Origin of the sequence: Chitinophaga hostae, from assembly GCF_018224885.1 — a bacterium.
Taxonomy (GTDB): domain Bacteria; phylum Bacteroidota; class Bacteroidia; order Chitinophagales; family Chitinophagaceae; genus Chitinophaga; species Chitinophaga hostae.
Map to the genome: position 1 here is coordinate 97,921 of NZ_JAGTXB010000014.1, position 25,318 is coordinate 123,238.

Genomic DNA, 25,318 nt, shown 5'->3' on the forward strand with positions numbered 1-25,318 from the left:
GACAAAACCAAAATTGCTGAACCGTATAATCAATTAAACCCTTCAAAAACATCTTATGACTAAGCTCTGCACTGTAATTGCAGCCGGACTGCTATGTCTCGGCGGTATGCCTGTACATGCCCAAAACAAACCTTACCCACAGGCCCTCAGTTACCCTAATTGTATCAAACCCAATAACGTTACGCAGGCTGCCATGAACAGCAGTGTAAGCAGTTATTATGACTACTGGAAAGGCAAGTACCTGAAAAATAACCTGTCGTCCCTGCCCGGAGGGTACTATGTAAAAGGAGAAATCACCGGCGACGCCGACGGCTACACGCCTTTAGGCTCTTCCGAGGGACAGGGATACGGCATGGTGATCACGGTACTGATGGCCGGTTATGATCCCAACGCCCGCACCATTTATGACGGGCTTTTTAAAACGGCCCGGGCCTACCGCAGCTCGGCCAACAATAACCTGATGGGTTGGGTAGTAGCTGATAATGCCGGCGCCCAGGGGCATTTCGATTCCGCTACCGATGGTGATATCGACATCGCCTATTCGCTCATTTTAGCCCATTATCAATGGGGTTCCGGCGGGACCATCAACTACCTCAATGAAGCAAAGAAAATGATCACCAACGGCCTTAAAGTGAGTAACGTTACTACTAACAACCGGTTAAACCTGGGCGACTGGGATGAGAAAAGCGCATTGAATACCCGGCCTTCCGACTGGATGCTGAGTCACCTCCGCGCCTTTTACCAGGAAACCAATGACGCTGCGTGGCTCAACGTCATCAATAACCTGTATTCGGTATATACACAGTTCTCAAACGCCTATTCTCCCGGTACCGGCCTCATCTCCGACTTTGTAGTGAAGAACCCGCCGGAACCGGCGCCGATGAACTACCTGGATGAATTCCCGGAAACAAACGAATACAATTATAACGCCTGTCGCGTGCCCTTACGCATCGTGATGGATTACGCATTTTACGGATCATCCAACGCGTTAACCATCTCCAATAAACTGGTTACCTGGGTAAAACAAAAAACCGGTGGCAATCCTGCCAGTATTGTGGATGGCTACAAACTGAATGGCAGCAACAGCGGCTCCGGTGCGGAAGCCGTATTTATAGCGCCTTTCGTAGCTGCATCGGTGACCGGCAGCGGCAACCAGGCTTTTCTGAACAGCGGGTGGACCTATATGAAAAGCGCCAAATCCGGCTATTATAACGACTCCTACAATCTCCTCTGCCAGTTGTTTATTTCGGGCAACTGGTGGAAACCGGAAGGCACCACTACGCCTCCTGCCTGTGTGCCGGCTACCGCCAGCAGCGATGACGGCAATGTAGCGGCCAATGTGCTCGACAACAACCTGGGTACGCGCTGGTCGGCCAGCGGCGACGGACAATGGATACAGCTTTGCCTGGCCAATAGTACTTCCGTAACCGGGGTAGACATCGCCTTTTATAACGGCAACACCCGGCGGGCAAAATTCGACATACAACTGAGCAGTGATGCCAATAGCTGGACTACCGCCGCCGCCAACCTGCAAAGCAGCGGCACATCTACGGCATTGGAAACATTCAGCATTACACCCGCCACCGCAAAATATGTAAGAATTTTAGGGCATGGGAATAATGTAAATGCCTGGAACAGCTATACTGAAGTAAAGGTGAAAACTGCATCGCCACTGGCAAAGACCGCCGCAATCGCTGTGGTGAAAGAGGAGCCAAAAGAGGTCCGGCCCCTGGTGATAAAGGTGTATCCTAACCCGGTGCAACAAACCGCCACCATTACATTTACGCTGAAAGAAGCGGGGTTTACCAACCTCGATGTATATGATGCAAGTGGCAAACGGGTATCTCAACTCATCAACGGACAACTGCCGGCAGGGGTACAAAAAACAACCTTACACGCAGGGACTATTCCGGGTGGTGTATATATCCTGAAACTGGTACACAAGGGAACAACCGTTACCACCAAACTGGTGAAGGAATAAATGATTCAGCACAGCCTGCCCCGTCGGGCCGGAGCAGGCTGTGCTGAATTGTTATTCACGATTGCCGCGAAGAAAGTTGTTCACGGTACCAGCTATTTCCTTTACGTTGTATCAGCTGTTCCACCAGTCCTACCGCCTGCTCAAACCTTTCTTCCCAGCTGCCGGAAATAGTTTCGTACCGGATGTTGAATTTATCCAGCACCCGGCGATGCAACAAATCCAGCCGGTCCCGCTCTTCTTCGCTCAGGCGCGTACCGTCCTGCACATAAGGCACATCGTTGTTGAGGTACAGATACAGATCCGCTTTGTTGTCGTTGTAAATGGCAGTAGGAATATCCAGCATTTGTTCAAAGGCGTATTCGCCGTAAGACAAGGTAATATGAACATCGGTGTCAATGATCAGCAGCGGACTCACGCCAACGGCTAAACGCCTGATCCTTGCGGCGTGTTCTTCCGCGATGAGATATAGCTCGGGGATGCCAAAATCATTGGAGTCCGCCACAATATCCCTGCCTGCTTCTGTTACCGCGCTGCAGTTGAAGTGGGCCGCCAGTTTTCCCGTCAGTGTTGTTTTGCCGGTTGACTCTGTACCCAATATAACCACTTTCGTGGCCAGTGATGCTTTTACGCTGTCAGGTAAATATGGCCAGCTGTTAAACAGGTCTGATCTTACCTGGGTGGCGGAAACAGGGTAGTGGTTTTTTTCGATGTTAAAAGGAATATGCCTGATGCCCATAGCGTCGGCCACCAGTTCGCCATAAGGCTCAGAGGTGACCAGGATGCTGTAATCGGGGAATAAGGCTTTGAACTGTTCCGCCCATATCGCTGATACCGCCGGTGATGTTTCGGAAGTATTCGGCAACTGGTCTTCATCGTACGAATACAGGCGGATGGCCATATGCGGCGTATGCTGATAGGTATCTTCCAGCCAGGAAACCCGGATGTTGCCGGGGATCGGTTCCCGGTCGCTGCAACAAACCAGTACCGTTAAAAAATCACAGGTGGTTAAGGCAAAGTCAATCATTGCCTGGTGACCCTTGTGAAACGGCATAAATTTACCAAACACAAATCCTTTAGTCATACTGTAATTTTTTCCGCCATTGAATAAAGCCGCTATAGGCCAGCCCCAAAAAGATCACGTACTCGAGCGATAAAAAATAAATGCCTTTGATAAGATATAAAACGATGCTCACCACATCCAGCGTAATCCACAATATCCAGGTGTCTACCTGTTTCTTTGCCAGCAACAATGTAGCCAGGATACTGGCCGTCATTACAAAAGAATCCACATAAGGGTAAGCGGCTGGTAAAGGAAAGTATGCCGGTAGCCAGTGGTGTACCCGGCTGATCATCATTCCCATCAGCACTGTACCGGCGATCAATATTATACCATATACCGCCACTGCTCCATTACTCAACCGGCTGACCGGCAGCTCCGTGGTTTTCATCTTCCAGTTATACCACCCAAAGATAGTGACGATCAGGAAAAATACCTGCAACAACATATCTGCATATAATTGCACCTGGAAAAACAGGACAAACAGCGCTATTTCATTGATAATACCGGTGGGCCAGGTAAGCACGTTGGCCCTGGATGCATAATATACAGAGATCAGCCCAAATAGGGTACCGATCAGTTCTATGTAGCTGATGGGATAGTCCAGCACCCGGAACGCAACATGATTAATACTAAAGAAGTCCATCAGAAACTATATTTAAAAGCAACATACATATTGCGCGGCGCCTGTACAAAATATTTCACGCTGCCATCTGCTACCACAGATCCGTTATTGTAATATTCCGTATTGGAAATATTATTGATAAAAAATGAGATGATATAACGTTGAAGACTATACTGCAGCCTGGCGTTTACCAATACATAGGCTTTGATGGTGGCCTCGTTGGCAAAGTCGATATAGGAACGGCCCTGGTACCTGCCGGATACCGCCAGCAGCCAATGCCGGTAATGGTACACCGCTTCCTGGTTAATGATCAGCGCGGGCGTTAACACCGGGCTGAAGGTAGCGGTTTGTTCTTTTATACGACTGTAGTTGAAAGAGGAATTATTCGTCAGGCTAAAGGCCGGTGTCAGCTGGTAGTCGGCATACAGTTCCAACCCTGTTCTGAAACTGCGGCTTACTTTATTGGTCAGCAATAAACCATTGGGACCCAGTTGCCCGTTCAACACAATTTCATTTTTGAAATCCATGTAATAGCCATTCACCTGGAATGCCAGGCGGCGGCTGTTGATCCGGATGCCAAGCTCCTGGTCTGTTACGGATTCGGGATCACGGTTATAGATAAACGGTTTCCCGATACTGTCTGCCGACAGGTCATCGTTACCGCCGAAAATATCATTGCGGGTTGGTTCGCGTCCTGTTTTGCCGATGCTGTAATAGAGACTGGTATACCTATCTATGGCAAAGCTCACGCCTGCTTTGGGATTGAGGAAGTGCCAGTTCATTTGCGGAAACGCCACACTGCCTTTGTAATCAAAGGAAGTGTAACGGTATTGCATATCCGCGTAGAGTGTAAACCGGTGCAGGTAATATTCTATTTTGCTGAAGGCGCTGAGATCGTTTTTATAGCCATCGTTTTTATACAACTCACCCAGCAGATCATCGGTGCCCCGGTGCTGCCGGGTGTATATATTACCATGTATACCGCTGATCCATTTGAAACGGTTATAGGTCAGCGTATAGTTGCTGAAAAAGCCGCCAAAGTGAGAACGGAAGTTATAATGAAACAGGTTGCCATCTGTTGGCAAACCACTGAAATTATTGACGTCAAAGCCATAGCCGCCTTTCAGGAAAGTGTAGTACAAGCTGGAGGTAATGGTGCTATGCAGTGCGGGCTGCCATACATTTTGCAGTTGTACCAGGCCCTGGAAAAACTGGTCTTTCTCCGCTTTTGTATTGGCATTTGTTCGTTTGTCTTTCGCAATCAGTGAATCAGCTACGGGCAGCCAGGCCATCCCGTTTTGCTGATGTCCGGCCATAACATTTACTTTCCAGGTGCTTTTATCATAGAATAATCCCCCGCTGATAAAAATGGATTGGGAATTATTAAAAGCATGATACTTATAGCCGTCGGTATATATCTGCGAAGCCCTTACATACAGGGCCTTCCGGTTTTTGATGCCGCTGTTGTATTCACCAAAGATCCTGAAACTGTTGTAAGCGCCGTAGCCTGCGCCAATAGTGGTTTTGGCGGAGTCGCTGAGTTGGGGTGAAAACAGCTGCAGGCTGCCGGCATAGCTGGCGGCGCCATTTTTAGAGGTACCTGCGCCGCGTTGTATCTGTAGCTGGCTCACCGAATTCAGTATATCGGGATAATTGGAAAAGTAGGCGCCCTGGTCTTCCGGTTCATTCAGCGGCATGCCATCCAGCGTAGTGTTGATCCTGGTTTGGTCCATGCCCCGTAAACGGTAATAGGAGTATCCCTGCTGGTTACCGGCGTCGGAATACACGGTGATAGAGGGTGTTGCTGACAACAGAAAAGTAGGTTCCTGGCCGGTATTTTTTTCTTCCAGCATTTTCATGTTGATGTTTTGCCAGGTAACAGGAGTGGTTTTGCCGGCCTGGTAGGTAACCACCACTTCTCTGAGGGTGCGGCTGCTGTCTTTTTGTTGTGATAATGAATCCTGGGCGTTGGCAAACAAACTGCATAACAGCCCTGCCATCAGGGCCAAAAAATTTCGCTTCATACCTGGTGTACTAAACTTACCAGCCGGAAAGCCGTCGCCAGTAAACGACCACTTTCAAACATGATAAAATGCAATTATTGTAATAAGTACACAAATATAGTGAAAAAATAAGAATAAAGAATTACGAATTACGGAGTTGTGTGTAGAGATAAGCGAAGACCATCCGCTAATATCTACACACAACTCCGTAATTCCTAATTCCTAATTCTTTCTATTCCTGTTCTCTTTCCACAGTAATGCTGCATTCGCCGATCAGCGCTGCCAGGGCGCCTACGGCTGCCAGTACAGGTGCGAATATGGCGCCTACCACGCCAAAAGTGAGGGGAAACGACATTAATTCCTTGTTTTCCTTATCGGTGATCGTGATTTTCCGGATGTTGCCTTCCGCAATCAGTTCCTTTACTTTCTTTAGCAGGTTTTCCCCGTGGAGTGTGAATGTTTCTTTTGTGGTCATAGTCGCTGGGTAGATTTTGTTATTTTAAGGTACAAAAAATTGATGTCTCACGATGATACCTACACGAAAATGCAGCTCCTCAGAATTCGAGGGGCAACACCATTTGTGTTACCAGGGGGTCCAGTTTTTCCAGCGAGTCCTTCAAACGCAGTTCCATTTTATGTTTCTCCGTAAGTTTAAAGAATAGTTGTTGTAACGGATTTTTGTGCAAATAGAAATCCATCGTTAACCGGCTGATATGATCAGTAACTTTTTCGATAGTATAAAACATCACGCTCTTCTGTTTTTCATCTGTTTCGCTGAACATGATTTTGTCTTCCGGATCATAGGTAAAGCTGCTGGTATACATCATTACCTGCTGGCCGTTTTCCATGGTATGCCGGTGCCGGCTGCCCACGCCGGGGAGGAAGTGTTCTACCTCTTCCACGGCTTTCAGGCCCGTTTGCCACTGGTGCCGGAATTCAAAATGCACCACGGTAAAACACAATGTTTTGATATCAACAGGGTATTCTTTCGTCACCGAAATCATCTTTACTTTATCAGAGAACGTCAGCTGCGGGTCCGGCTCGGGAGGAATTTCGTTTTTCAGTTGTCCCAGCTGTGTGTAGTGGAAGGTCACATTACCGGTTTCTGTTTCTTTGCTGCTGGCATCCCACTTCATCCATTGTTTCAGATCGGGTGGGGGGCCCTGCAGGAGGTTGTCGGTTACCAGCCAGTATTCATGCTGCGCAATATCGTTTTTCAGCAGCTGGTGGGCCAGTATCACATCTTTCCCGATTAATTTACTGAAATTTTTTACCTGGTAGGTGGTGAACTCGCCATAATGGGTGACCACTTTCAGGGTAAGGTCTACCGCCGACACACAGGCACGGCATTGGCAGATTTTGCGGTGATCATATGCAATAAGGTTCCGGTGAAATTCGCAGAACATTTTTTCTACCTGTTTGTACAAGGCTTCGAGTTCCAGCGGCTCTCCGAATTTATAGAACAGGATGGCATCGCCTTCGATTTCGGATATCTCCAGCCCTGTTTCATTGGCATTGATCAATACTTCCAGCAACTGCTGGATGATATGACGACTGTGGCTAATCTCGATTTCATTCACGAAGCGGGTAAAGCCACTTATATCAGGAATAAAAAGCAGCCCTTGATTTTCCATCTTATTTCTTTACTCAAAGTTAGTAAAAAAGCCAATGGTTCCGGGCGTTTGCTAATATTTTATAAATAGCCGCCGATAAATAAATCATTAAGACCTAATTTTGCCGGGAACGAATCACCAGCAACTGTAAAAATGACTACCGGCACTGTTAATACCAAACGAATTAAAGAGGGGAATGTAAAAATAGCCACTATCCTGGCTTTTGCCATGATACCGATGTCGGGTTTTGCGACAGACATTTACATTCCTTCATTGCCGGGGATGACCCGCGCACTCGGCATTACCGACAGCCAGGCCCAGCTCACCCTGAGCCTGTTCCTGATCAGCTACGGCCTCTCACAGCTTTTCGTTGGCAGTTTGCTCGACAGTTACGGCCGTTACCGCATCGCGCTGGTGTCCATGATCACCTTCTGCGCTTCCTGTGTGGTGATTTCCAACACGCAAAGCATTTATCTTATTTATGCCATGCGGATCCTGCATGGTATTACCATTGCTGCCATGGTGGTGAGTAAGCGCGCCTTTATTGTTGATTTATATTCGGGAGAAAAATTACGGCACTACCTCAGCATTTTTACGATCATCTGGTCTACCGGACCTATTGTAGCACCTTTCATTGGCGGGTACCTGGAAGTGAATTTTGGATGGAGTTCCAACTTCTATTTCCTCGGCGGCTTTGCAGCTGTTTTGCTGGTGCTGGAGCTTATTTTCAGCGGAGAAACCATCAAGCATACCACGCCTTTCCATCCCGAAAAGATCCTGTCTATTTATACGGGGATGATCCGTACCGGCAGCTTTACGCTGGGGATCGTGATGCTGGGATTGGCGTATTCCATGGTGATGATCTACAATATGTCGGGTCCGTTTATCATTGAACATCATTTCAGCCTGTCGCCCGTGATCACGGGCTATTGCTCGCTGATGCTCGGCTTTGCCTGGATGGTAGGTGGTTTCATCGGAAAAGGACTGATCAACAAACCCTTTATCCGGAAAATGAACATCAATGTACTGCTGCAGCTGATGGCCGCTTTGGTGTTGCTGCTCTCATTTTCGCTGCTGGGGCAGTTGTGGACGATACTGGCATTTGCTTTCCTGGTACATGTGGGCGCGGGATTCACCTACAATAATTATTTTACTTTTTGTCTGCAGAAATTTCCGCGGAATGCGGGCATCGCCGGGGGACTTACCGGTGGCCTGTGTTACGTGATTGTTTCCATCCTCAGTTCCAGCCTGATCTATTTGTTACCCGCAAAAGACGGGATCAACCTGTCACTAAGTTATCTATCGCTGATCCTTGCCAGCGCGGTGGTAATGTACCGGGTGTTCCTGCTTAACGGGAAAGAGCAGGTACATGCAGATGCCTGATAGGACACCATTTCCGGCTTCGCCGGAATGTCGTAAACAGCCCGGTTATTGTCTTGTTTCACCCTTTCTGTTGATATCAAAACGAATAACTTTGTGAAAGAAAAATGAGAAGGGAATTTTTATGCGTCAACATTTTTACCGGTAAAATCAAGACTTTCACCGGTAAAACAATGATCCTGACCGGAAAGCTTTTCGATACTATATTTATCAGGTCTATCTTTGATGCGTATCGTTGAAATGCCGTCATCGTCGTTTGATATTTTTATGTAATCCGCTGCCAGTGAGGAACACCTGTGACCCGTTAAACGCCCTGCATGTCATTTGAAGCCAAAATTTTGTACAATTTTCCAAAACAGCAATATGCATACATCAAGAAAAGCCGCTATCAGCTTCATTTTTGTGACGTTACTGATTGACATAATGGGCTGGGGGCTCATTATTCCGGTAATGGCGGATCTTATAGCGCAGTTAAAACACATCCCCGTTAACCAGGCCAGCACCTATGGGGCCTTATTGTTATCCGTTTTTGCCAGTACACAATTTTTATTTGCGCCGGTGATCGGTAACCTGAGCGATAAATTCGGTCGCCGCCCGGTATTATTACTTTCCCTGTTTGGTTTTGGGATAGATTATATTATCCTGGCACTGGCGCCGGCCTACGGCTGGCTGTTCCTGGGCCGCGTTATTGCAGGTGTTACCGGGGCCAGCTTTACCACTGCTACCGCTTACATCGCCGATGTAAGCACCGATGAAACATCGAGAGCGAAAAATTTCGGACTCATTGGAGCAGCCTTTGGTCTTGGTTTTGTACTCGGTCCCGCCCTCGGTGCACTACTGGCCAACTGGGGTATCAGGGCGCCGTTCTATGCCGCCGCCACACTTTGTTTGCTGAACTGTTTATATGGCTACTTCTTCCTGCCGGAATCATTGAGCAAAGAAAACCGCCGCCCGTTTGAATGGAGAAGGGCGAACCCCTTTGGCTCCCTGAAATTCCTGACCAGGCACCCGGAAATCGGCGGACTTGCATTCAGCTTTTTCCTGATCTACCTGGGCGCGCAGGCCGTTCAGGGCAACTGGAACTTCTTTACCATTTACCGTTTCAACTGGACCGATAAAATGGTGGGTATATCTCTCGCCGTAGTAGGCGTACTGGTAGGGGCTGTACAGGCGGGATTGACGAGGGTGATCAATCCAAAAATAGGTAACGAAAAAAGTATCTACCTGGGATTATCGTTATACACCCTGGGATTGGTACTGTTTGCCTTTGCCACACAAGGATGGATGATGTTTGCTTTCCTGATCCCTTATTGTTTGGGCGGCATCTGTGGTCCTTCTTTACAATCCGTTATCTCAGGCCATGTACCACCCAACCAGCAGGGCGAATTACAGGGCGCACTCACCAGCCTGATGAGCCTGACCACCATCATCGGACCACTCATCATGAACAGCACCTTTGCGTACTTCACCTCCGAAAGCGCGCCTTTCCATTTCCCCGGTGTACACTTCCTGATCGGGGCCGTGTGTATGTTATTTAGCATCATTATCACCAACAAGGTGCTAAACCGCGAAAAGAAAGAGCGGCCGGAATTGCTGGACGTGATCAAGGGTGGCGAAAGCGTAGGCAGCTCTGCGATGCATTAATTTTTTCCTTGCGCGGATTTTTTTCTTGCCCAGGATTAACGGTGATTATGATGATTCCAAGGATTTTTTCTTTTTTGATTTTAAAAGATTCGGGAAGATCTGAGCGAATTTATCCGCTTAGATCTTCCCGAATCTTTTAAAATCAAATTATAATCACCCAAAAAAAATCCTAAAAATCATTGAAATCAGTTTAATCCTGGGCAAGAAAAAAACAATTATCGTTTTCCGCGTTCCACGCTTTTGATATCCTCTGCCCTGTCTTTCTTAAAATCAAAATGATTAAATGCCGGATTGGAAGGCACCTGTACGGTATAACTGTCCAACGCAGCTATTTCTATTACGATATCGCTGGTAATGAGATCCACGATATGTCCGCCCGCAGTTTTCTGATCCGATAAATAATGGAAGTGATAGCCGGAGATGTTGGTATTATCCATATAAGCCGGCAGGCGATAGCCGATCAGATCACCACTGTCGTCGTTAAACTGGAAGAAGCGTTGCCGGTCCAGCATCCCTGCCAGTTGCGGATAAGGCTGTTCGCTTACGGGAGGGAAGGCCCTGGTTTTCAGATACCGGAATTTACCTTTTATATGAATAGCATACATACCGTTTATATTAGGCAGGAGGCTGTCGAGCAGATGATAAAAAGTGGTTTTGTCCATTTGCTGCTGCACATGGATGGTGGTACCTGCCTTGAAAAAATTTACCATAGCAAAAGGAATGCGCTGGGTATGATCATGTACCTCAAATGTTTTCCCGGTATATTGGGTCTGGTAAATTTTTCCATCCAGCACCAGTAACTCGCCATCGAGTTTATCCGGGGCGCCCAAACCAAAATCCCCTTTTGTTTTCAGGGAATCAACCGGGTAGAAGCCGTCGTAAAGCCCACCCATTAACCCGCTGGCTACGCCTGCGGTAAAAAGATGGTGGTAGTCGTGGTGTGCTTTGCGTGCCTGTGCATTGGCTAATGTTGGCAGTGCCAGCAAAACGGCCATGAAGGCGCGCGCAGGAAACATATTACGTTTGCGCAGAAGAGAATTAAGCATTTCCATAGGGGCTTAAAATGAGCCCGCAAGTTAGCCGTTTCTAAATTAGAATGAAAATATCTGTTGAAATTTCGTTACTTGAGGAATGAATTCAACTGCATCTATATAAACTAACATAAACCTATGCTGAAAGATATTTCAGTTCATCCAAAAGAAGTAACCGTTCAACGACCCTTGCACATCCGTGTTTTAACCAATCTTACCTTCTGGGTGCTTATTGCGATCATTACCGCTGTACTGCTGGGCAGCTGGGCGCCTGCAACCGCGGTGAAAATGGAGATCATTGGCAAAACCTTTATCGATATCATCAAATTGTTTATTGCGCCGATTATTTTTCTGACTATCGTACTGGGCATCGCCGGTATGGACGATCTGAAAAAAGTGGGCCGGATAGGAGTGAAGTCGCTGCTTTATTTTGAGATTGTGTCAACTGTTTCGCTGGCCGCCGGCGTGCTGATGGCTTTACTGATACAGCCGGGAAAGATCGATAAGTCGACATTACAGATTCAAAATGCTTCCAAATATACCTCCGGGGCGGCGAAGGACTTTAACTGGCTGGAGTTTTTTATGAACAACTTCACCTTGCAGGTGTTGCTGGCCGCGGTGGTGATCGGTATCCTGCTGAATTATTCGCGGCATCGTCAAAAGCTCATCGCAGTATTAGGCCGCTTATCAAAACTGGTATTCACCGCCCTGAAATACGTGATGTACCTGGCGCCGCTGGGGGCGTTTGGCGGAATGGCCTATACTGTGGGTAAATTTGGTTTACACACACTGGTGCCGCTGGCCAAGCTGATGGGCTCCGTATACCTCGCGATGGCCATATTTGTATTCCTGGTACTGGGTGCTATTATGCGTTACTATAAAATGAGCATCTGGAAGTTCCTGCAGTATATCAAAGAAGAGCTGCTGCTGGTGCTGGGTACCTCCTCATCGGAATCAGCGCTGCCATCTATCATGCAGAAGCTGGAGAAGATGGGTTGCAGCAAATCAGTGGTAGGGTTGGTGGTGCCTACCGGTTATTCTTTTAACCTTGATGGTACTTCTATTTATTTATCGATGGCAGTGATCTTCATTGCACAACTATACGATGTACACCTGAGTATAGGCGAACTGCTCAGCATTATCGGGATATTGATGATCACCTCGAAAGGGGCGGCGGGCGTAACGGGCAGCGGATTTATTGTGTTGGCATCTACCTTAACAGCATTACACCGGATACCGGTGGAGGGCCTGGCTTTCCTGCTGGGTGTCGATAAATTTATGAGCGAGGCCAGGGCCATCACCAATATTATTGGCAATGGCGTGGCCACTATCGTCATTGCAAAAAGCGAAAAGGAGTTTCATCCGGAAGCTGTGCCGACGGATGCAGCATAGCATTATTTAGCATTCGCCAGCTCAATCCACACAGGTGCATGATCACTGGATTTTTCCCATCCGCGCACATGCCGGTCTACGCCGGCGGCGCGCAAACGCCCTGATACAGCCGCGTTCAGCAGGAAATGATCGATGCGTAAACCGGCATCACGCCCATAGGCGTCCCGGAAATAATCCCAGAAGGTATAGATCTTATCTTCCGGATGCAGCTTGCGGATGGCGTCGGTCCAGCCCTGTGCCACCAGCTGATGAAAGGCTTCCCTTACTTCCGGGCGAAACAGCGCATCATCTACCCAGCGCTCCGGTTTGTATACATCAAATCCCGTAGGAATCACGTTATAATCGCCGGTTAACACTACCGGCATATCCTGGTTCACCAGGGTTTGGGCATGCGCGGCAAAACGTTTAATCCAGTTGAGTTTGTAGTCCAGTTTAGGACCGGGAGCAGGATTACCATTGGGCAGGTACAAACAACCCACCACCAATTTGTCTACTTCCGCCTCAATATAACGGCTGTGCAGATCTTCCGGATCACCGGGCAGCACCCTTCTTACTTCCTTCATCTGCCCGCTGCGCGACAGGATGGCTACGCCATTCCAGCTTTTTTGCCCGTGCCAGATAGCATGGTAACCGATATCCCGGATGGCTTGTTCGGGAAATTTTTCCTGCGGTGCTTTCAGCTCCTGCAGACAAACAACATCAGGAGTGGTTTCCTCCAGCCAGCGGAGTAATACGGGAAGACGACCATTTACGCCGTTTACATTATAGGTAGCTATTTTCATGACATGGATCTTTTTATCTGATCAGTAAATGATAATCGGGCTCGTTAAATATAGGAAGTATTTACACACAACGGCGCGGTTTATTTCTTTCTGCGGCCAGTCGCCATTCCGGTTGCAGGGGTGCAAAAAGTACCGTTTCATTTTTCGTAAAACCTTGCAAATTGTTTATTTTCAGGAATATGTTTTGGAAGAAGTGTACCGGGGCAATACTCGGGAAACACGAATCATCAGCACTTAATTGTATGAAAATGATCTTTAGCAAAGTATTACCGGTATCAGCGCTTGTTTTGCTGCTGACCTTTTCTGTCAATGCGTTTGGACAGGCGGACAATGCCATGGTCACCGATGTAACGGTAAATATGCTGACCTGGGTAAAACACCTGAATAATGACGTGGATAAGTACTTTAACCGTGAAAAAGCAGATGACCTGAAGCAGCAGCTGGAATTTTTTAAGCAAGACTTGAAAAATTATATGAAAACGCGGAAAGCCCTGTCGGATAGCCTTTTCCGGAATAATATTGCTCCCGGCAAAAAAGATGAGACCAACCTGGAAATCCTTAAAATAAAAATGAGCGCCGTAATGGAACGGGCCAGGGGTGTGTCTGACCTGGTAGGAGAAGAATTACAGAAGGAAGGAGACAACCTCAACAACCAGCTGTATAAAGTGTTGTATGAAGACCAGGGCCGCTACCTATCTTACCTGGAAGCATTTTTAGCGGGCATCGATGTTACCAAAAAAGAACTGGCGGTGGATGGAAGCGTATGTTATACCAGGCTGGAAGAATGTACTACTCTTATTACCACCTTGGAAGGTAAGATCGACAGGAAGATGAAAAAGTAAGTGTTTTGAAATTCGACCCATATGAATAACTATCTGCAACAGGGCCTCTGGAGCCAATTCGGCGCAGTGATAGACATGTTCAGGAACACCCTCGTACTTTGTCCGGAAGAGACCTGGCATACCAACAAAAAGTTTTTCTATACGAGTTATCATTGCCTGGTATTCCTGGATTATTACCTGACCATTCCACCCATTAACTATGTTGCGCCATTGTCTTATACCATTGCTGCTTCCGCTGATGAAATAGATGAGGCGGCCCTGGACGACATTGTGCCGGACCGGATGTACAGTAAAGGAGAGATGCTGCACTGGCTTCAATTGGCCCGTGAAAAGTGCAGGCATTTAATGGCCGGTTTGACGGAAGAACAATTGCAAGGCCCATGGAGGCCTGTGTCTGTTGGCGCGGATGAACTGGTATCCGGGCAGGTGTTGGATTATTCTGTATTGGAAATATTGCTGTTCAATATGCGGCATGTGCAGCATCATACGGCGCAACTGAACCTGCTTTTGCGGCAGGAAGTGAATAATGCGGCGGAATGGGTTTCAGCGGCTGAAGACAGCCTGTGAAACCCACGCCGCCGGGCTATTAAAACAACCTGGTGGTTTGCCGTCTCGTATCATTTGTTAGCGGCCATAACCTTGCTTTACCCTCTTTCGCTGCGGGTGCTTTTACACGGCGTTCTGCCAGCAGGTGACTTTCAAACCCACTCGTTTTACTGTAAGTAATCGTAATTTTTTTCCCCGCGTAGGGCAACAGGTCTATCGATACCATGTTCCATTCGTGTGCTTTGCTGCTGGGCATACCGGTAACGGCGTAAGAAGAAAAGCTATTGATGGCGGCTTTATTACTGCGTGTAGTCTTTACCGTATTTCCACCGATCTGAACAGTGGGCACTTCGGGGTAACCGATGAGCAGCAGGTCACAGCGGCCTTTCACGTTGGCCGGTACGTCCAGTATGGTGGTATTTCCGGTTGTCCGGAAATTTATTTTTCCCGGAGAAGCAATACTGCTGCCGGCTTTCCCTTTCTCAAATTCAAAAGCCATGGTAGCATAACCGGGGAGGAGTATGCGAATCGTTTTACCGGAAACAAACGTCTGCGGATATACGTCCTGGTAAGGAAACACTACGGCAGCATGATAAGCTGCACCGAATGCAGCGGGAAAATTGGTGCTGCGGTCGAAAGGGATAACCAGTTCCTGCGGCGCGGCCTGTGTGTTACGGGCTACCAGCACGCCTTTTTCACCGTCCCATCCCATATAGCCGTATGCGTTACCTTCGTCGGGCCGTCCTCCAATAAACACGGTATTATTCAGCGCTGCCCGATGAGATGCCGCCCAGTTATTGACCGTACAGAGGGCTTTCCATTCATCGGGGCTCATTACTTCAGGAGAAATGTACCATTCTTTCAGGAGGGTACCGCGGCCATAATGCATGAGCACATATTCCAGCCAATCCTGTAAGTTATCCTCTCTGCTTTCCATGCGGCCATCGGATGTTTTGATGATGCCATGTGTCATCAGCCTGGAAATGGGTACCAGCGGCCTGTCGGCAGGATTGCCAAACATGCGCCAGATATAGGTATCCCGGTCGGTGCTTGCGGTAGCACGGGTAGAGAGTTCCGGCCAGTTGCCGTTGGTGCCGTCATCGCCGGATAACATCCAGAGGTAATCGGCATACATCAGCCAGTATGGCGAAAACCAGATCCAGTTGGTGAGGTTCTGATAAATTTCCGGGTTTACTTTGCGGGTGGCCAGCAGGATGTCAATAGCGGCATCCAGGTTGGCTTCATGCCCGTGCCGGTCCGTGGCAGGGTGGCTGTTGCCTTCACCCAGGTCACTCAGCTCGTTGAAGTCATGTTTGTAATAGATCGCGTGGGTTTGCCGGATAATGTCCGGGATCTGCTGCAGTAGTTTTGCCTTATTCTGCGGAGCGGATAAACTGAGGTACCTGCCATATTGTTTAAAATAATCGTTGGGTATAGCCTCTTTATATCCCTGTTGTTTGGCCCAGTTGATATCGTTCGTGTAGTTGTTGATGGCCAGCCACAAACCAAAGCCGGTGCCTTCTGCCTGGAGTTTGGCACTGAGTTTTTTTACATCTTCCAAACCGTTGGGGAAATATTTTGGCGACGGATCCCATACCGATTTCCTGTTCTGCCATCCATCGTCCGCCACCATCGCATCCATTTTGATACCATAGGGGGTGATGGCTGTTTTGAATTCCCGCCATATGTTGATCAGTCCGTCGCCGCTCAGGTCTTTTGCCCTGGGTTCAAACCAGTTGTTGTAATGGAGGAAGGAGCGGGGCGCCTTCCATAAAGTCGACAGATACTGCATGAATGCCTGTTCTACCGATCCGTTTTCTTCGCGGCAACCTGCCACCACTGTCTTGCTAAAAATATAATAATTGCTATCCGCCTGCTGTACAGCATACCCGGGAAAGTGCATCAGCCGTATCATACCTTTTACGGCTTTCTGCGCTATATCGCGGCCCTCCAGGTTGATGAAGCTGTAGTTGCCCACTTTGTCGTAATGCCTGGCATAGCTGGCGGGAGTGTTGCCATCACTGTGACGGGTATACGATGCGGGGTATTCCATGCCGAAAAACCATCTGCCATCAGCAAATACAGGTTCTCCTCTTCCTCCGCCGGTAGCCGTTTGGCTGATCACAAAACGCTCCGCTTCGAGCCGGTCGATGGTGGCGGGTTGTTGGTAACGCAGTACCAGTTTCTTCCTGCTGTATGCTTCCCCTTTTACAATATAGTACTGTATGAGCAGCTCGTTGGGCAGTACCGTGGAGGATTTCAGGGGTTTATAAGTGATTTCGATAAATGAGGTATCCTGTTTATTGAATACATGGGGGGCATTCACTGCTTTGAAATCTGCAATGGAATAGCTGTTATCGGTATCCATGGGAAGGATATTCAACTCTTCGCTTTTTACCGGGAGCGTAACATGTTGGCGCAGGTCGGTAAAAGCCGTGGTACGCCATACCTGGCCATCGAAGGACAGGGTCCTGGAAAAACGGTCGTTGCGAAGGGAAATATCCTGTGCCTGTAAGATAACAGGAAAGCCACAAAGCCATAGGGCCAGGTGCAGTTTTTTCATTGTTCAGTTTTTTATGGATGCGATGTTCCAAAGATAACTGTTCATGAAAAGAGGAATGATAGCATTTTCGCAGATGATGGCCACATTTTTGCCAAAACCTTGCTGCTTCGTAATTGACAGGCATTGTGTTTCTTCCTGTTCCTGCTTTTCAGGTATTACAAATCAAATGTAATGATTTAAATTGTGTGATATTAACCATCATCTTTACGTCGTGAAATGTAAATTACTCATATTGTTTGCCCTGTTAACCTGCAGCACTAACGTATTAACCGCTCAAGCAGATAAATGGACCGGTGTATGGCGCACCACCGCCAAACCCTATGCCGCCGGCAGCACTATCACCATGGAACTGAATATTGGCGAGCCGTTACAGGGAATGTTATACCCGGCTACCATCCTGCTGAAATATGGGGCGTTCACTGGCCGGTACGAATTGTTGCTGGCCAGGAAAACAGATGGACAGCTGGGTATTGGCCGTAATAAATATCCCTTGCAGGAAACACCCTACAAGCTGGGTATCTGGATGTGGTATCTCAATGGCACGCTGGACTACCAGGATGGGAAAATATCCCTGCATCGCATGTGGATAGATAAGTTCGATATCTGGATGCATGGACTGTATAGTGAAGATGAAATATTTGTGAGTTCAAAAGTAGAGTTGCGCGATTTTCTGTACCGGAAAAATATGACGCTGACCAAAACAGGAAACGCGCCACTGGCCGATTCCAGCGTGCAGCGGATACTTTACCCCGAAAAGAACAAGGTGTATTTTGGTATTTATCACAGTATTGTGTCGAAAGACAGTCTGCTGGCGATGAACATTGCAGACCAGGACCAGTACGATAAGGATACGGTGACCTTACTGCATAATAAAAAGGCCATTTTTACCAGGGAGCAGATCAATGATCATAACCGCAGTTTCAGCGAGCGCCTGGATACCGGTAAAAACATCTTTATCTTTTTTGCGGATAACTATGGCGGGTTGCCGCCTAATACGGGTCTTTTGCGGACTACTATCGACGGTAAGGTGCATGATTTTGATTTTAGTGAAAGGGCCAATGCCTATGCTACTTTCCTGGTAGCCGATATCTATCATGCGCCCGCAACCGGAAGGGACACAATATCCCATAATGTGACAAATGCCAGCGACACGATGACCAGCAACGTGATCAAAAGGGAAACTGTGCCGGTAGCCACTATTCCCGTAAATACCGCAGATATTGTATTGGAGTTGCGCGACACAAAGGTGCAGGATGGCGACAGCATCTCGTTGTCTTTAAACGGGCAATGGGTAGCGAGGGGCTTTCCTGTTAAAACCGTTGTGCAGGAGATCCGTATCCATTTACAGCCCGGAGAAAATATCCTGTTGTTCACCGCCGACAATCTTGGCGCTATACCGCCAAATACCGCTGAACTGCGTATCCGCTACGGCCGGAAAACCCGGACATTTAACCTGAGCACGGATATGCGACGGAATAATGAAATCAAATTACTACTGGAATAGGCTCGATAAATTCAGGTTATTTCATAGTAGTTAAAATGAGCATATTTCATAGCTTTGCCGTCGTAGTATTTTAATTTCTAACCATTTTGCACGCCCCGGGGCGGCATATTTTTTTAATAAGAAAATTATGGGATTTTTTTCGGGACTGCTGGGAAATGCAGGTGAGGTGAGCCAGGAGCAGCTGATGAAGGATTATAGTAAGTTGCTGATTGCATCAGAAACAATAGAACTTGGGTTTAAACTGATCCGGGATACGTTTATTTTCACGAACAAGCGCCTCATCCTGATCGACAAGCAAGGCATCACCGGCAGCAAAACAGAATACAGGAGTATTACCTATAAAAGTATTTCCCGGTTCAGTGTGGAAACGGCGGGCACTTTTGATTTGGATGCGGAGCTGAAGATCTGGATCTCCGGTGAGCAGCAGCCGAGTATTGTTAAGCAGTTCACTAAATCGGTGAACGTGTATGAAGTGCAGAAGGTGCTGGCATTTTATGTGTTGGGTTAATGGAAGCAGACGATACATCGATTTTTGACAAGGAATTTATCCGGGAAACCTGGATACGTCGCCGGCAGTTGATGCCGGTGGCATTACGCATGTATGTATGGTTTTTATTGATTATCACTCCGGTCTCATTGGCTGCTCGCGGTTGGGCACATTATAAATATAGTTCGTTTCCCAATCTGACTGCTGTTGATTGGGTTGAATTGACTTTAGGGGCCGCGGGTATTTGTTTGAGTATAGCCCATTTTCTGGCAGCCCTTTTTCTTCTGCTCGAAAAAAAATGGGCAGTCCGGTTTGCTATACTGCCAACAGTTGCTACCATTCTGCTTAGTGGTTATTCTATGGTGCAGATGAATTTGTCGGGTGTGGTAGCGTTGGTGCTGATAATGAATATTGTTTTTTTATTACTGGATCTTTTTTTTCTCTTGATGTTGTTGAGAATAAGGAAGGATTGGGAAACAAAGGCTTTATCCCGCAAAGGAATATAAACGTAGGACAAAATGAGGGTGCCTCATTTTGTCCTAAAAATTTGTCGTCTACACCAATCCCTGCTGAGTGGCCAGTTTGATCAGCGACGCTACATTTTTTGCCTGAAATTTTTGTATCAGATTTTTGCGATGCGTTTCAATGGTCAGCGGACTTAAGTTAAGCTGTTGCGCGATATCAGGTGTGGTTTTGCCGTCGGCGATCAGGTGCAGTATTTCCTTTTCCCTTTTGGTGAGCTGGGGGGCACCTTTTAATTCGCTTACAGAGGGGCGGGCCATAATTTCCCGGGCGGCCTTGCTGAAAGTGACTAACCCGTTGAGGGCTTCCTGTATACAGGCTATTAATTCTTCCGAAGAAATATTTTTCAGCAGGTAGCCGGTGGCGCCATGCTGGATCATTTGTAAGATCATGCTGCGCTCGGAGTGATTACTGAGTGCCAGTACATGCGTGGCGGGCGACATCTCCTTGACTTCCTTACACAGTTCAATACCATTTACATCCGGGAGGGTGATATCGAGTAAAAGCACGTCTACCTTATTTTCTTTCAGGAAAGAAATAAAAGCCGACCCGGTGGTAAAACAACCCGTGATCTCTATTTCCTTCACATTTGCCAGTAGTTTCTGCAGGCCTTCCAGTACAATAGGATGGTCGTCTACAATCGCGAGTGTGGTTCGTTTAGTCAACATGTAGCTCTATATTTATGGTAGTTCCTTCATTGGGAACCGAGTCAATATCAATTTTTCCTTTCAGAAATCCAACCCTGTTTTTAATATTACTTAAGCCGATACCTTTTACCTGCTCGGTGGCTTGTGTGTCGAAGCCTTTGCCGTTATCTTCCTGGGTAATAAAAAACAGGCTGCCGTCCTGGCTGCATTGTAATATAATGTTGGTAGCCTGCGCATGTTTAACGGCATTGGACAGCAGTTCCTGGACAATGCGGTAAATATGGATCTGTACTTCTTCCCGCAGGGTATCAGCTATATTCAGGGCCTGGAAACTAATGTGGGTGGTATCGCTCATCAGCGACTCGCACAGGTCTTTCAGGGCGGTTTTTAAGCCGAATTTAAGCAGGTTTACCGGCATCATATTATGTGCAATACGGCGTAGTTCGGTGACTGAATGATCCAGTTGCAGGGTTATTTTTTCCAGTTCGTTGCGTTGATCCTGGGAGTAGGTATCTTCGATTTGCGCGGATAAATTGATTTTAGCGCCTGCCAGCATGCCACCAAGACCATCGTGCAGGTCACGGGCGAGCCGGCGGCGTTCCTGCTCTTCTCCCTGTAATACGGCCTGGCTGAACTGGAGTTGTTGCTGCTGTGCCATTTCGTTCAGGTGTTGCTGATAGCTCAGTTCTTTTTGCGCCAGCAATTTTTTCTTATCATTATAGATGATGAGGGCAAACACCAGAACGATCAGTAAAAAAAGGCTGGCTGATCCCAGCAGCCAGGTAACCAGCCTGGCATTTTTGGCGGCCAGGGCTTCCTGTACGCGCTGGGCTTTCAGGGCATTGATCTCTTTTTGTTTTTCTGCGTCCCGGTATTTTATTTCAAGGGCGTGTACATCATTTTTCAACTGGGTTTGCGACAGGCTGTCGCTTAACTCGCTGTAGCGTTTCATCCATTCATAGGCAGGCGCCCATTGCTTCAGGCCTTCGTAGGTAGCCGCCATGCCATAATACAGCTGTATGCGGTTAGATGTTAATGTTATCATCATCTCCTGCGTGAGCAGGTAGTTGAGCACTTCTTTGGCCTGCACATAGTTTTTATCGTTGTAGTAGGCATAGAATTTTTGCATCAGCAAACGTAGCTCTTCATAGTGCAGGCCCAGTTTTTTGGCGAGAGTAACGCCTTTCTCCAGGCTGGCCAGCGCATTTTTATACTGTCCGGGTACCGTTTGTCCTTCCACGGTATAGTACATCCCTTCGGCTGCATAATAGTCCAGGTAGTACGTTGAATCGGAGTAGGCTGCCAGTATGGGCCGTACGCTATCCAGCGCGGCTTTGGCTTTCGGGTTCTTCCCGGAGAGGGAATAGGTTTCTGCAATGGTATGATAGGCATCGATCAGTTCCGGTAAAGGGTTGCTGGAGGCCTTTAATGTTTCAATGGCTTTCAGACAGTAGGTTTCGGCTTTGTCGTACTGGCCGGCATTTTTAAATACGATACAGAGACCGAGGTAATTTTTTCCCACCAACGTTTTGTTGCCGGAGGCTTCTGCCAAGGGAATGGATTTGTTCAGTATAATATCCGCAAATGCTTTGTAGTCGTCTTTTCGCTGCGCTATTCTGCCGTAACCGTACCAGGCTTTGGCGCGGAACAGGAAAGCCTCTTTGGTCTTGTATTTACTGAGCAGGGTATCTGCCAGCATAAAACTTTCCTGGCTTTTGTCCGACTTCCTGATATCGAGCAGGTAACCGTTGTAATAATGATATATTGCCTGTAAGTAGGGAGTCTTTTTACTTTCCTGCATGCCCGCTTCCAGGTACTTCATTGCTTTGAGGGTATCTTTCGGCGCCCAGTATTCAGACAGCGAGAAATTGGCCCTGCCCCGGGCACTGTCAGATGCAGCTGTACCAAGCAGATGTTCCAGGCTGTCCACCAGTTTGCGTTCGCGCGGTGTTGCCGGCGCCTGGCCCTGGCACCATAGGGTTACTGACAGCAGCAATAAAAGGGAAAACAATTTTCTCATAAAGGCAAAATAATAACAATTGCGGACACAATATATTCCTGCTCTAAAATACCTGAAAACAGGGAGATGTAAACACCGGTATCCGGGTATTGTCCGGCAATGTAGCTCAATTTATTTTTGCATCAATACTGTTGAATGTTAACCGTAATATATTCCGGGAAACAGGGAAGCCGAAAACTGTTAGTGAAAGAGAGTAGGCATACTATCAATATCAAAACATGAAATTATTAAAAAAAGCTTTTGCTACCAGCGTTGCTGGTGGGTAGCCAGCGGCGCCGCCGGGTCTACACTTAAGGTGCAGATTTATGTAGATGATGTATTGAAAAAAGAAGGCACTTCTTCCGGTGCGGCCATGGCTGCTATTGCACAACACTATTTTTAACAGTCAATAGTGTGAAAGAGGAAGACACGCAAATATAGTATTTGGGGAACTCTGAATAAAAAACCAGTGAGGTACTGAGGATGCGGTACCATCACTGGTTTTCTCTTTTTATGACTTTGCGGGCTGATAGCATAACAGCATAACCCCTTTATCCAGCGTTTGTGTTTTAACCAGTTGTAACCCTGCCATATGCTCACTATCCTGGAAAAAACGTTTACCGCTCCCCATAATAACAGGATGCACCAGGAAGCGGTATTCATCGATCAGGTTAGCTGCCGCCAGCGATTTGATGAGGTCGGCGCTGCCTTCTACCTGGATGTCCTTGCCCGGTGTTTCTTTGAGCCTTGCAATTTCATCCGCCACCTGGCTGTTAATGATAGTGGAGTTGTGCCAGTCCGCTTTCTGCAATGTGGTAGAAACAACATACTTAGGCGAGTTATTCAGCTGATCCGCAACGCCCATTTCATTGTTCTTCAGCGACGACCAGTAAGGCGCCAGCATTTCATAGGTTTTACGTCCAAAAATAAATGCGCCGGAATCCAGGATACCATCGCGGATGTAATTTCTTCTGTCTTCGCTGTCGTAAGGAGCAAACCATTGTCCCATTGATTCAGCATCAAATACGCCGTCCAGCGTTAACCAGGTAGAAACGATTATCTTTCTCATATACTTGTTTTTTTATGATACAAAGTAACGACGGCCGTCAGCCAATTGATAGAACAAACCCGACAATTTTAGCGAAACGGGTTAACCGGGGAAATCAGCAGCTGCTTTCTGGTATTCGAGCGGGGAGTATTTCGTAAATTCTTTAAATGCACGTATAAGGTGACTTTGATCGGCATAGCCATTGGTATAGGCGACGTCAATCATCCCGGAAAAATTGTTCCGGCTGAGCTGTTGCAGTGCCGAATGGAACTGGCATATCCGGCTGAAAGTTTTGGGAGAAACCCCTACATGCGATTCAAAAAGCCGTTGCAAGGTACGTTCGGTTACGCATAATTCCTTCTGGATTGCCGGCAGAGAAGCCAATCCGCCCTTGTGTTGTATAATACGGGTGGCAAAAGCAATAGCTTCGCTGGTATATTTTTTCCTGGGCGCTGCCAGCTTTAATATATAACTGTTGAGAAGTTGTAACCGTTGCGCAAGCGAAGTGGCATTCACCAACTGTTCCTTAAGACTCATACCCCTGGCTGGTTCTGTCAGGCTTATATCCATGCTGATATCTGTGAGCTCCCTGGCATCCGGTCCGAAGAGGGTTTTTAAAACATGCGGATACAGGAAATAGGCGATGATGCTGACATGCCCCGCTACATATAATTCTATCGGCTTTATATTTTGTCCGTACAATACCAGCGTATCCGGTTTGTTAGCCGGATCCGTGATGAGCCGGGGATCGGTAAGCTGAAAGGTAATACTGGGATAGCCCCTGGCAATAAGCGGTAGCACTGCCTGCCGGAAAATATTATTATTCTCCATCACCACTATGCTGCTCACATAGCTTGCTACTGCGGGATCAGGAAGGATAAATTGTATGTTCATGGCGCTTGTTGATAAGCTAATTTACGGAAATGCGGGTAAAGAACGGGTGATAATGTTGGTACTACAAATCCCTCACATTCAGCCCCCTGATATTTTTCCACCGGGGTGATCTGTACAACGTATCACGTTTTATATTTTTATTATCCGGGAGATAACGACGCAGTTGCCGTTTTTCAACATCACCTATATACATAAAGGGCGAAAAATCATGATCGTTCCTGGTAGTACCTGTCAGTATAAAATCATGATCGCTTATCCATATTGCTTCTTCCAGGGCATTGGTGGCGCCCATGAATAGAATGCGGGAAACTTTCCGGGCAGTGTAGTCGCCAAGAAAAAGGTACTGGTCTATGTCGGCCGATACAGTGATGATTTTTTTTCCGTTGGACAGCAACGTGTCAAAAACCAGTTGCCCGCTGTAAAAGTCCAGGTATTTCTTTTTGTTGGGTGAATAGCTCAGCAGCTTCCCAAAGGTTTGGTTAAAAGAATTATCAGGCTGCGGGAGACTATCATTTATCAGCATGTTTTCAAAATCAACGGTGCCGGAATATTTAAATGCAGACAGCCGGAAACCGGCAATAGTAGCAGCCCATTGCTTAAGATACGGGTTAGTTTGAAAGAGCGGCCGATAGGAACCCATATTGTTTTGTGCGCGGGCGGCGGCTGGCAAACAAAACAGGAGTAACAACAACCACCGGGTGTACATCGTTTTCGGGGAATGGTTCATGACAACAAATTAAAACAATTTGGCGCATACT

At 47.4% G+C, this 25,318-nt stretch carries 22 protein-coding genes; 9 read left to right on the plus strand and 13 right to left on the minus strand.

The window, feature by feature from the left end; translation table 11 throughout:
* The first annotated feature begins 55 nt into the window (after window positions 1-55).
* On the plus strand, window positions 56-1,981 hold the full coding sequence (locus KE626_RS24025) for a glycosyl hydrolase family 8 (protein WP_211975556.1): 1,926 nt from the start codon (window positions 56-58) through the stop codon (window positions 1,979-1,981).
* A gap of 55 nt (window positions 1,982-2,036) precedes the next feature.
* Here KE626_RS24025 and KE626_RS24030 read toward each other — a convergent pair whose 3' ends face one another.
* The 5 genes from KE626_RS24030 to KE626_RS24050 all read right to left on the minus strand — a co-directional run bounded on the left by KE626_RS24030 (window position 2,037) and on the right by KE626_RS24050 (window position 7,300).
* Entirely contained in the window at window positions 2,037-3,062 is a 1,026-nt protein-coding gene (locus KE626_RS24030; RefSeq protein WP_211975557.1) for an AAA family ATPase, read from the minus strand.
* On the minus strand, window positions 3,055-3,684 hold the full coding sequence (gene pnuC / locus KE626_RS24035; RefSeq protein WP_211975558.1) for a nicotinamide riboside transporter PnuC: 630 nt from the start codon (window positions 3,682-3,684) through the stop codon (window positions 3,055-3,057). Before pnuC ends, KE626_RS24030 begins: the two co-directional genes overlap by 8 nt.
* On the minus strand, window positions 3,684-5,687 hold the full coding sequence (locus KE626_RS24040) for a TonB-dependent receptor (RefSeq protein WP_211975559.1): 2,004 nt from the start codon (window positions 5,685-5,687) through the stop codon (window positions 3,684-3,686). Before KE626_RS24040 ends, pnuC begins: the two co-directional genes overlap by 1 nt.
* A 211-nt stretch (window positions 5,688-5,898) precedes the next feature.
* Entirely contained in the window at window positions 5,899-6,141 is a 243-nt protein-coding gene (locus KE626_RS24045) for a DUF4342 domain-containing protein (RefSeq protein WP_211975560.1), read from the minus strand.
* 79 nt (window positions 6,142-6,220) lie between these two features.
* Entirely contained in the window at window positions 6,221-7,300 is a 1,080-nt protein-coding gene (locus tag KE626_RS24050) for a DUF2652 domain-containing protein (RefSeq protein WP_211975561.1), read from the minus strand.
* A gap of 132 nt (window positions 7,301-7,432) precedes the next feature.
* On the opposite strand from KE626_RS24050, the gene KE626_RS24055 reads away from it, so the two are divergent.
* Both KE626_RS24055 and KE626_RS24060 read left to right on the plus strand, forming a co-directional pair.
* Window positions 7,433-8,662 carry an MFS transporter gene (locus KE626_RS24055; protein WP_211975562.1) on the plus strand — a complete coding sequence of 410 codons (1,230 nt, stop codon included), beginning with the start codon at window positions 7,433-7,435 and terminating at the stop codon, window positions 8,660-8,662.
* 360 nt (window positions 8,663-9,022) lie between these two features.
* Window positions 9,023-10,303 carry a TCR/Tet family MFS transporter gene (locus KE626_RS24060; RefSeq protein WP_211975563.1) on the plus strand — a complete coding sequence of 427 codons (1,281 nt, stop codon included), beginning with the start codon at window positions 9,023-9,025 and terminating at the stop codon, window positions 10,301-10,303.
* A 215-nt stretch (window positions 10,304-10,518) separates the two neighbouring features.
* On the opposite strand, the gene budA is transcribed toward KE626_RS24060, so the two are convergent.
* Window positions 10,519-11,349 (minus strand): acetolactate decarboxylase, encoded by an 831-nt coding sequence (gene budA, locus KE626_RS24065; protein ID WP_211975564.1) that lies wholly within the window; start codon window positions 11,347-11,349, stop codon window positions 10,519-10,521.
* Between the two features lie 123 nt (window positions 11,350-11,472).
* Here budA and KE626_RS24070 point away from each other — a divergent pair, with 123 nt between their 5' ends.
* Window positions 11,473-12,726, plus strand: a complete 1,254-nt coding sequence (locus KE626_RS24070; RefSeq protein ID WP_249207654.1) for a cation:dicarboxylate symporter family transporter — start codon at window positions 11,473-11,475, stop codon at window positions 12,724-12,726.
* A gap of 2 nt (window positions 12,727-12,728) precedes the next feature.
* On the opposite strand, the gene xth is transcribed toward KE626_RS24070, so the two are convergent.
* On the minus strand, window positions 12,729-13,508 hold the full coding sequence (xth, locus tag KE626_RS24075) for an exodeoxyribonuclease III (protein ID WP_211975565.1): 780 nt from the start codon (window positions 13,506-13,508) through the stop codon (window positions 12,729-12,731).
* Window positions 13,509-13,750: 242 nt separating this feature from the next.
* On the opposite strand from xth, the gene KE626_RS24080 reads away from it, so the two are divergent.
* Together KE626_RS24080 and KE626_RS24085 are read left to right on the plus strand one after the other, a co-directional pair.
* On the plus strand, window positions 13,751-14,350 hold the full coding sequence (locus KE626_RS24080) for a hypothetical protein (RefSeq protein WP_211975566.1): 600 nt from the start codon (window positions 13,751-13,753) through the stop codon (window positions 14,348-14,350).
* A 21-nt stretch (window positions 14,351-14,371) separates the two neighbouring features.
* Complete coding sequence (locus KE626_RS24085) at window positions 14,372-14,917, plus strand: DinB family protein (protein WP_211975567.1); 546 nt, start codon at window positions 14,372-14,374, stop codon at window positions 14,915-14,917.
* 19 nt (window positions 14,918-14,936) lie between these two features.
* Here KE626_RS24085 and KE626_RS24090 read toward each other — a convergent pair whose 3' ends face one another.
* Window positions 14,937-17,459 (minus strand): alpha-galactosidase, encoded by a 2,523-nt coding sequence (locus KE626_RS24090; RefSeq protein WP_211975568.1) that lies wholly within the window; start codon window positions 17,457-17,459, stop codon window positions 14,937-14,939.
* A gap of 211 nt (window positions 17,460-17,670) precedes the next feature.
* Here KE626_RS24090 and KE626_RS24095 point away from each other — a divergent pair, with 211 nt between their 5' ends.
* The 3 genes from KE626_RS24095 to KE626_RS24105 all read left to right on the plus strand — a co-directional run bounded on the left by KE626_RS24095 (window position 17,671) and on the right by KE626_RS24105 (window position 19,956).
* Window positions 17,671-18,963, plus strand: a complete 1,293-nt coding sequence (locus KE626_RS24095; protein ID WP_211975569.1) for a hypothetical protein — start codon at window positions 17,671-17,673, stop codon at window positions 18,961-18,963.
* 127 nt (window positions 18,964-19,090) lie between these two features.
* The gene (locus KE626_RS24100; RefSeq protein WP_211975570.1) at window positions 19,091-19,471 is read left to right on the plus strand and encodes a PH domain-containing protein; all 381 of its coding nucleotides are present in this window, start codon (window positions 19,091-19,093) and stop codon (window positions 19,469-19,471) included.
* Window positions 19,471-19,956: a hypothetical protein gene (locus tag KE626_RS24105; RefSeq protein WP_211975571.1), complete on the plus strand. Its 486-nt coding sequence runs from the start codon at window positions 19,471-19,473 to the stop codon at window positions 19,954-19,956. Before KE626_RS24100 ends, KE626_RS24105 begins: the two co-directional genes overlap by 1 nt.
* Window positions 19,957-20,004: 48 nt before the next feature.
* Here the strand turns inward: KE626_RS24105 and KE626_RS24110 are convergent, their stop codons facing one another.
* From KE626_RS24110 to KE626_RS24130, 5 genes are all read right to left on the minus strand, one after another.
* On the minus strand, window positions 20,005-20,640 hold the full coding sequence (locus tag KE626_RS24110) for a response regulator transcription factor (protein ID WP_211975572.1): 636 nt from the start codon (window positions 20,638-20,640) through the stop codon (window positions 20,005-20,007).
* Entirely contained in the window at window positions 20,630-22,639 is a 2,010-nt protein-coding gene (locus KE626_RS24115) for a tetratricopeptide repeat-containing sensor histidine kinase (protein WP_211975573.1), read from the minus strand. The genes KE626_RS24110 and KE626_RS24115 overlap by 11 nt, the downstream gene beginning before the upstream one ends.
* A 490-nt stretch (window positions 22,640-23,129) precedes the next feature.
* Window positions 23,130-23,687 (minus strand): dihydrofolate reductase family protein, encoded by a 558-nt coding sequence (locus tag KE626_RS24120; protein ID WP_211975574.1) that lies wholly within the window; start codon window positions 23,685-23,687, stop codon window positions 23,130-23,132.
* A gap of 81 nt (window positions 23,688-23,768) precedes the next feature.
* Window positions 23,769-24,560 carry a helix-turn-helix transcriptional regulator gene (locus KE626_RS24125; RefSeq protein WP_211975575.1) on the minus strand — a complete coding sequence of 264 codons (792 nt, stop codon included), beginning with the start codon at window positions 24,558-24,560 and terminating at the stop codon, window positions 23,769-23,771.
* A gap of 61 nt (window positions 24,561-24,621) precedes the next feature.
* Window positions 24,622-25,287: a hypothetical protein gene (locus KE626_RS24130; RefSeq protein WP_211975576.1), complete on the minus strand. Its 666-nt coding sequence runs from the start codon at window positions 25,285-25,287 to the stop codon at window positions 24,622-24,624.
* Window positions 25,288-25,318 lie beyond the last annotated feature (31 nt).

Coding starts and splice junctions, on each gene's coding strand:
- KE626_RS24025 (WP_211975556.1), top strand. CDS start 56: ATGACTAAGCTCTGCACTGTAATTGCAGCCGGACTGCTATGTCTCGGC.
- KE626_RS24030 (WP_211975557.1), bottom strand. CDS start 3,062: ATGACTAAAGGATTTGTGTTTGGTAAATTTATGCCGTTTCACAAGGGT.
- pnuC (WP_211975558.1), bottom strand. CDS start 3,684: ATGGACTTCTTTAGTATTAATCATGTTGCGTTCCGGGTGCTGGACTAT.
- KE626_RS24040 (WP_211975559.1), bottom strand. CDS start 5,687: ATGAAGCGAAATTTTTTGGCCCTGATGGCAGGGCTGTTATGCAGTTTG.
- KE626_RS24045 (WP_211975560.1), bottom strand. CDS start 6,141: ATGACCACAAAAGAAACATTCACACTCCACGGGGAAAACCTGCTAAAG.
- KE626_RS24050 (WP_211975561.1), bottom strand. CDS start 7,300: ATGGAAAATCAAGGGCTGCTTTTTATTCCTGATATAAGTGGCTTTACC.
- KE626_RS24055 (WP_211975562.1), top strand. CDS start 7,433: ATGACTACCGGCACTGTTAATACCAAACGAATTAAAGAGGGGAATGTA.
- KE626_RS24060 (WP_211975563.1), top strand. CDS start 9,023: ATGCATACATCAAGAAAAGCCGCTATCAGCTTCATTTTTGTGACGTTA.
- budA (WP_211975564.1), bottom strand. CDS start 11,349: ATGCTTAATTCTCTTCTGCGCAAACGTAATATGTTTCCTGCGCGCGCC.
- KE626_RS24070 (WP_249207654.1), top strand. CDS start 11,473: ATGCTGAAAGATATTTCAGTTCATCCAAAAGAAGTAACCGTTCAACGA.
- xth (WP_211975565.1), bottom strand. CDS start 13,508: ATGAAAATAGCTACCTATAATGTAAACGGCGTAAATGGTCGTCTTCCC.
- KE626_RS24080 (WP_211975566.1), top strand. CDS start 13,751: ATGAAAATGATCTTTAGCAAAGTATTACCGGTATCAGCGCTTGTTTTG.
- KE626_RS24085 (WP_211975567.1), top strand. CDS start 14,372: ATGAATAACTATCTGCAACAGGGCCTCTGGAGCCAATTCGGCGCAGTG.
- KE626_RS24090 (WP_211975568.1), bottom strand. CDS start 17,459: ATGAAAAAACTGCACCTGGCCCTATGGCTTTGTGGCTTTCCTGTTATC.
- KE626_RS24100 (WP_211975570.1), top strand. CDS start 19,091: ATGGGATTTTTTTCGGGACTGCTGGGAAATGCAGGTGAGGTGAGCCAG.
- KE626_RS24105 (WP_211975571.1), top strand. CDS start 19,471: ATGGAAGCAGACGATACATCGATTTTTGACAAGGAATTTATCCGGGAA.
- KE626_RS24110 (WP_211975572.1), bottom strand. CDS start 20,640: ATGTTGACTAAACGAACCACACTCGCGATTGTAGACGACCATCCTATT.
- KE626_RS24115 (WP_211975573.1), bottom strand. CDS start 22,639: ATGAGAAAATTGTTTTCCCTTTTATTGCTGCTGTCAGTAACCCTATGG.
- KE626_RS24120 (WP_211975574.1), bottom strand. CDS start 23,687: ATGAGAAAGATAATCGTTTCTACCTGGTTAACGCTGGACGGCGTATTT.
- KE626_RS24125 (WP_211975575.1), bottom strand. CDS start 24,560: ATGAACATACAATTTATCCTTCCTGATCCCGCAGTAGCAAGCTATGTG.
- KE626_RS24130 (WP_211975576.1), bottom strand. CDS start 25,287: ATGAACCATTCCCCGAAAACGATGTACACCCGGTGGTTGTTGTTACTC.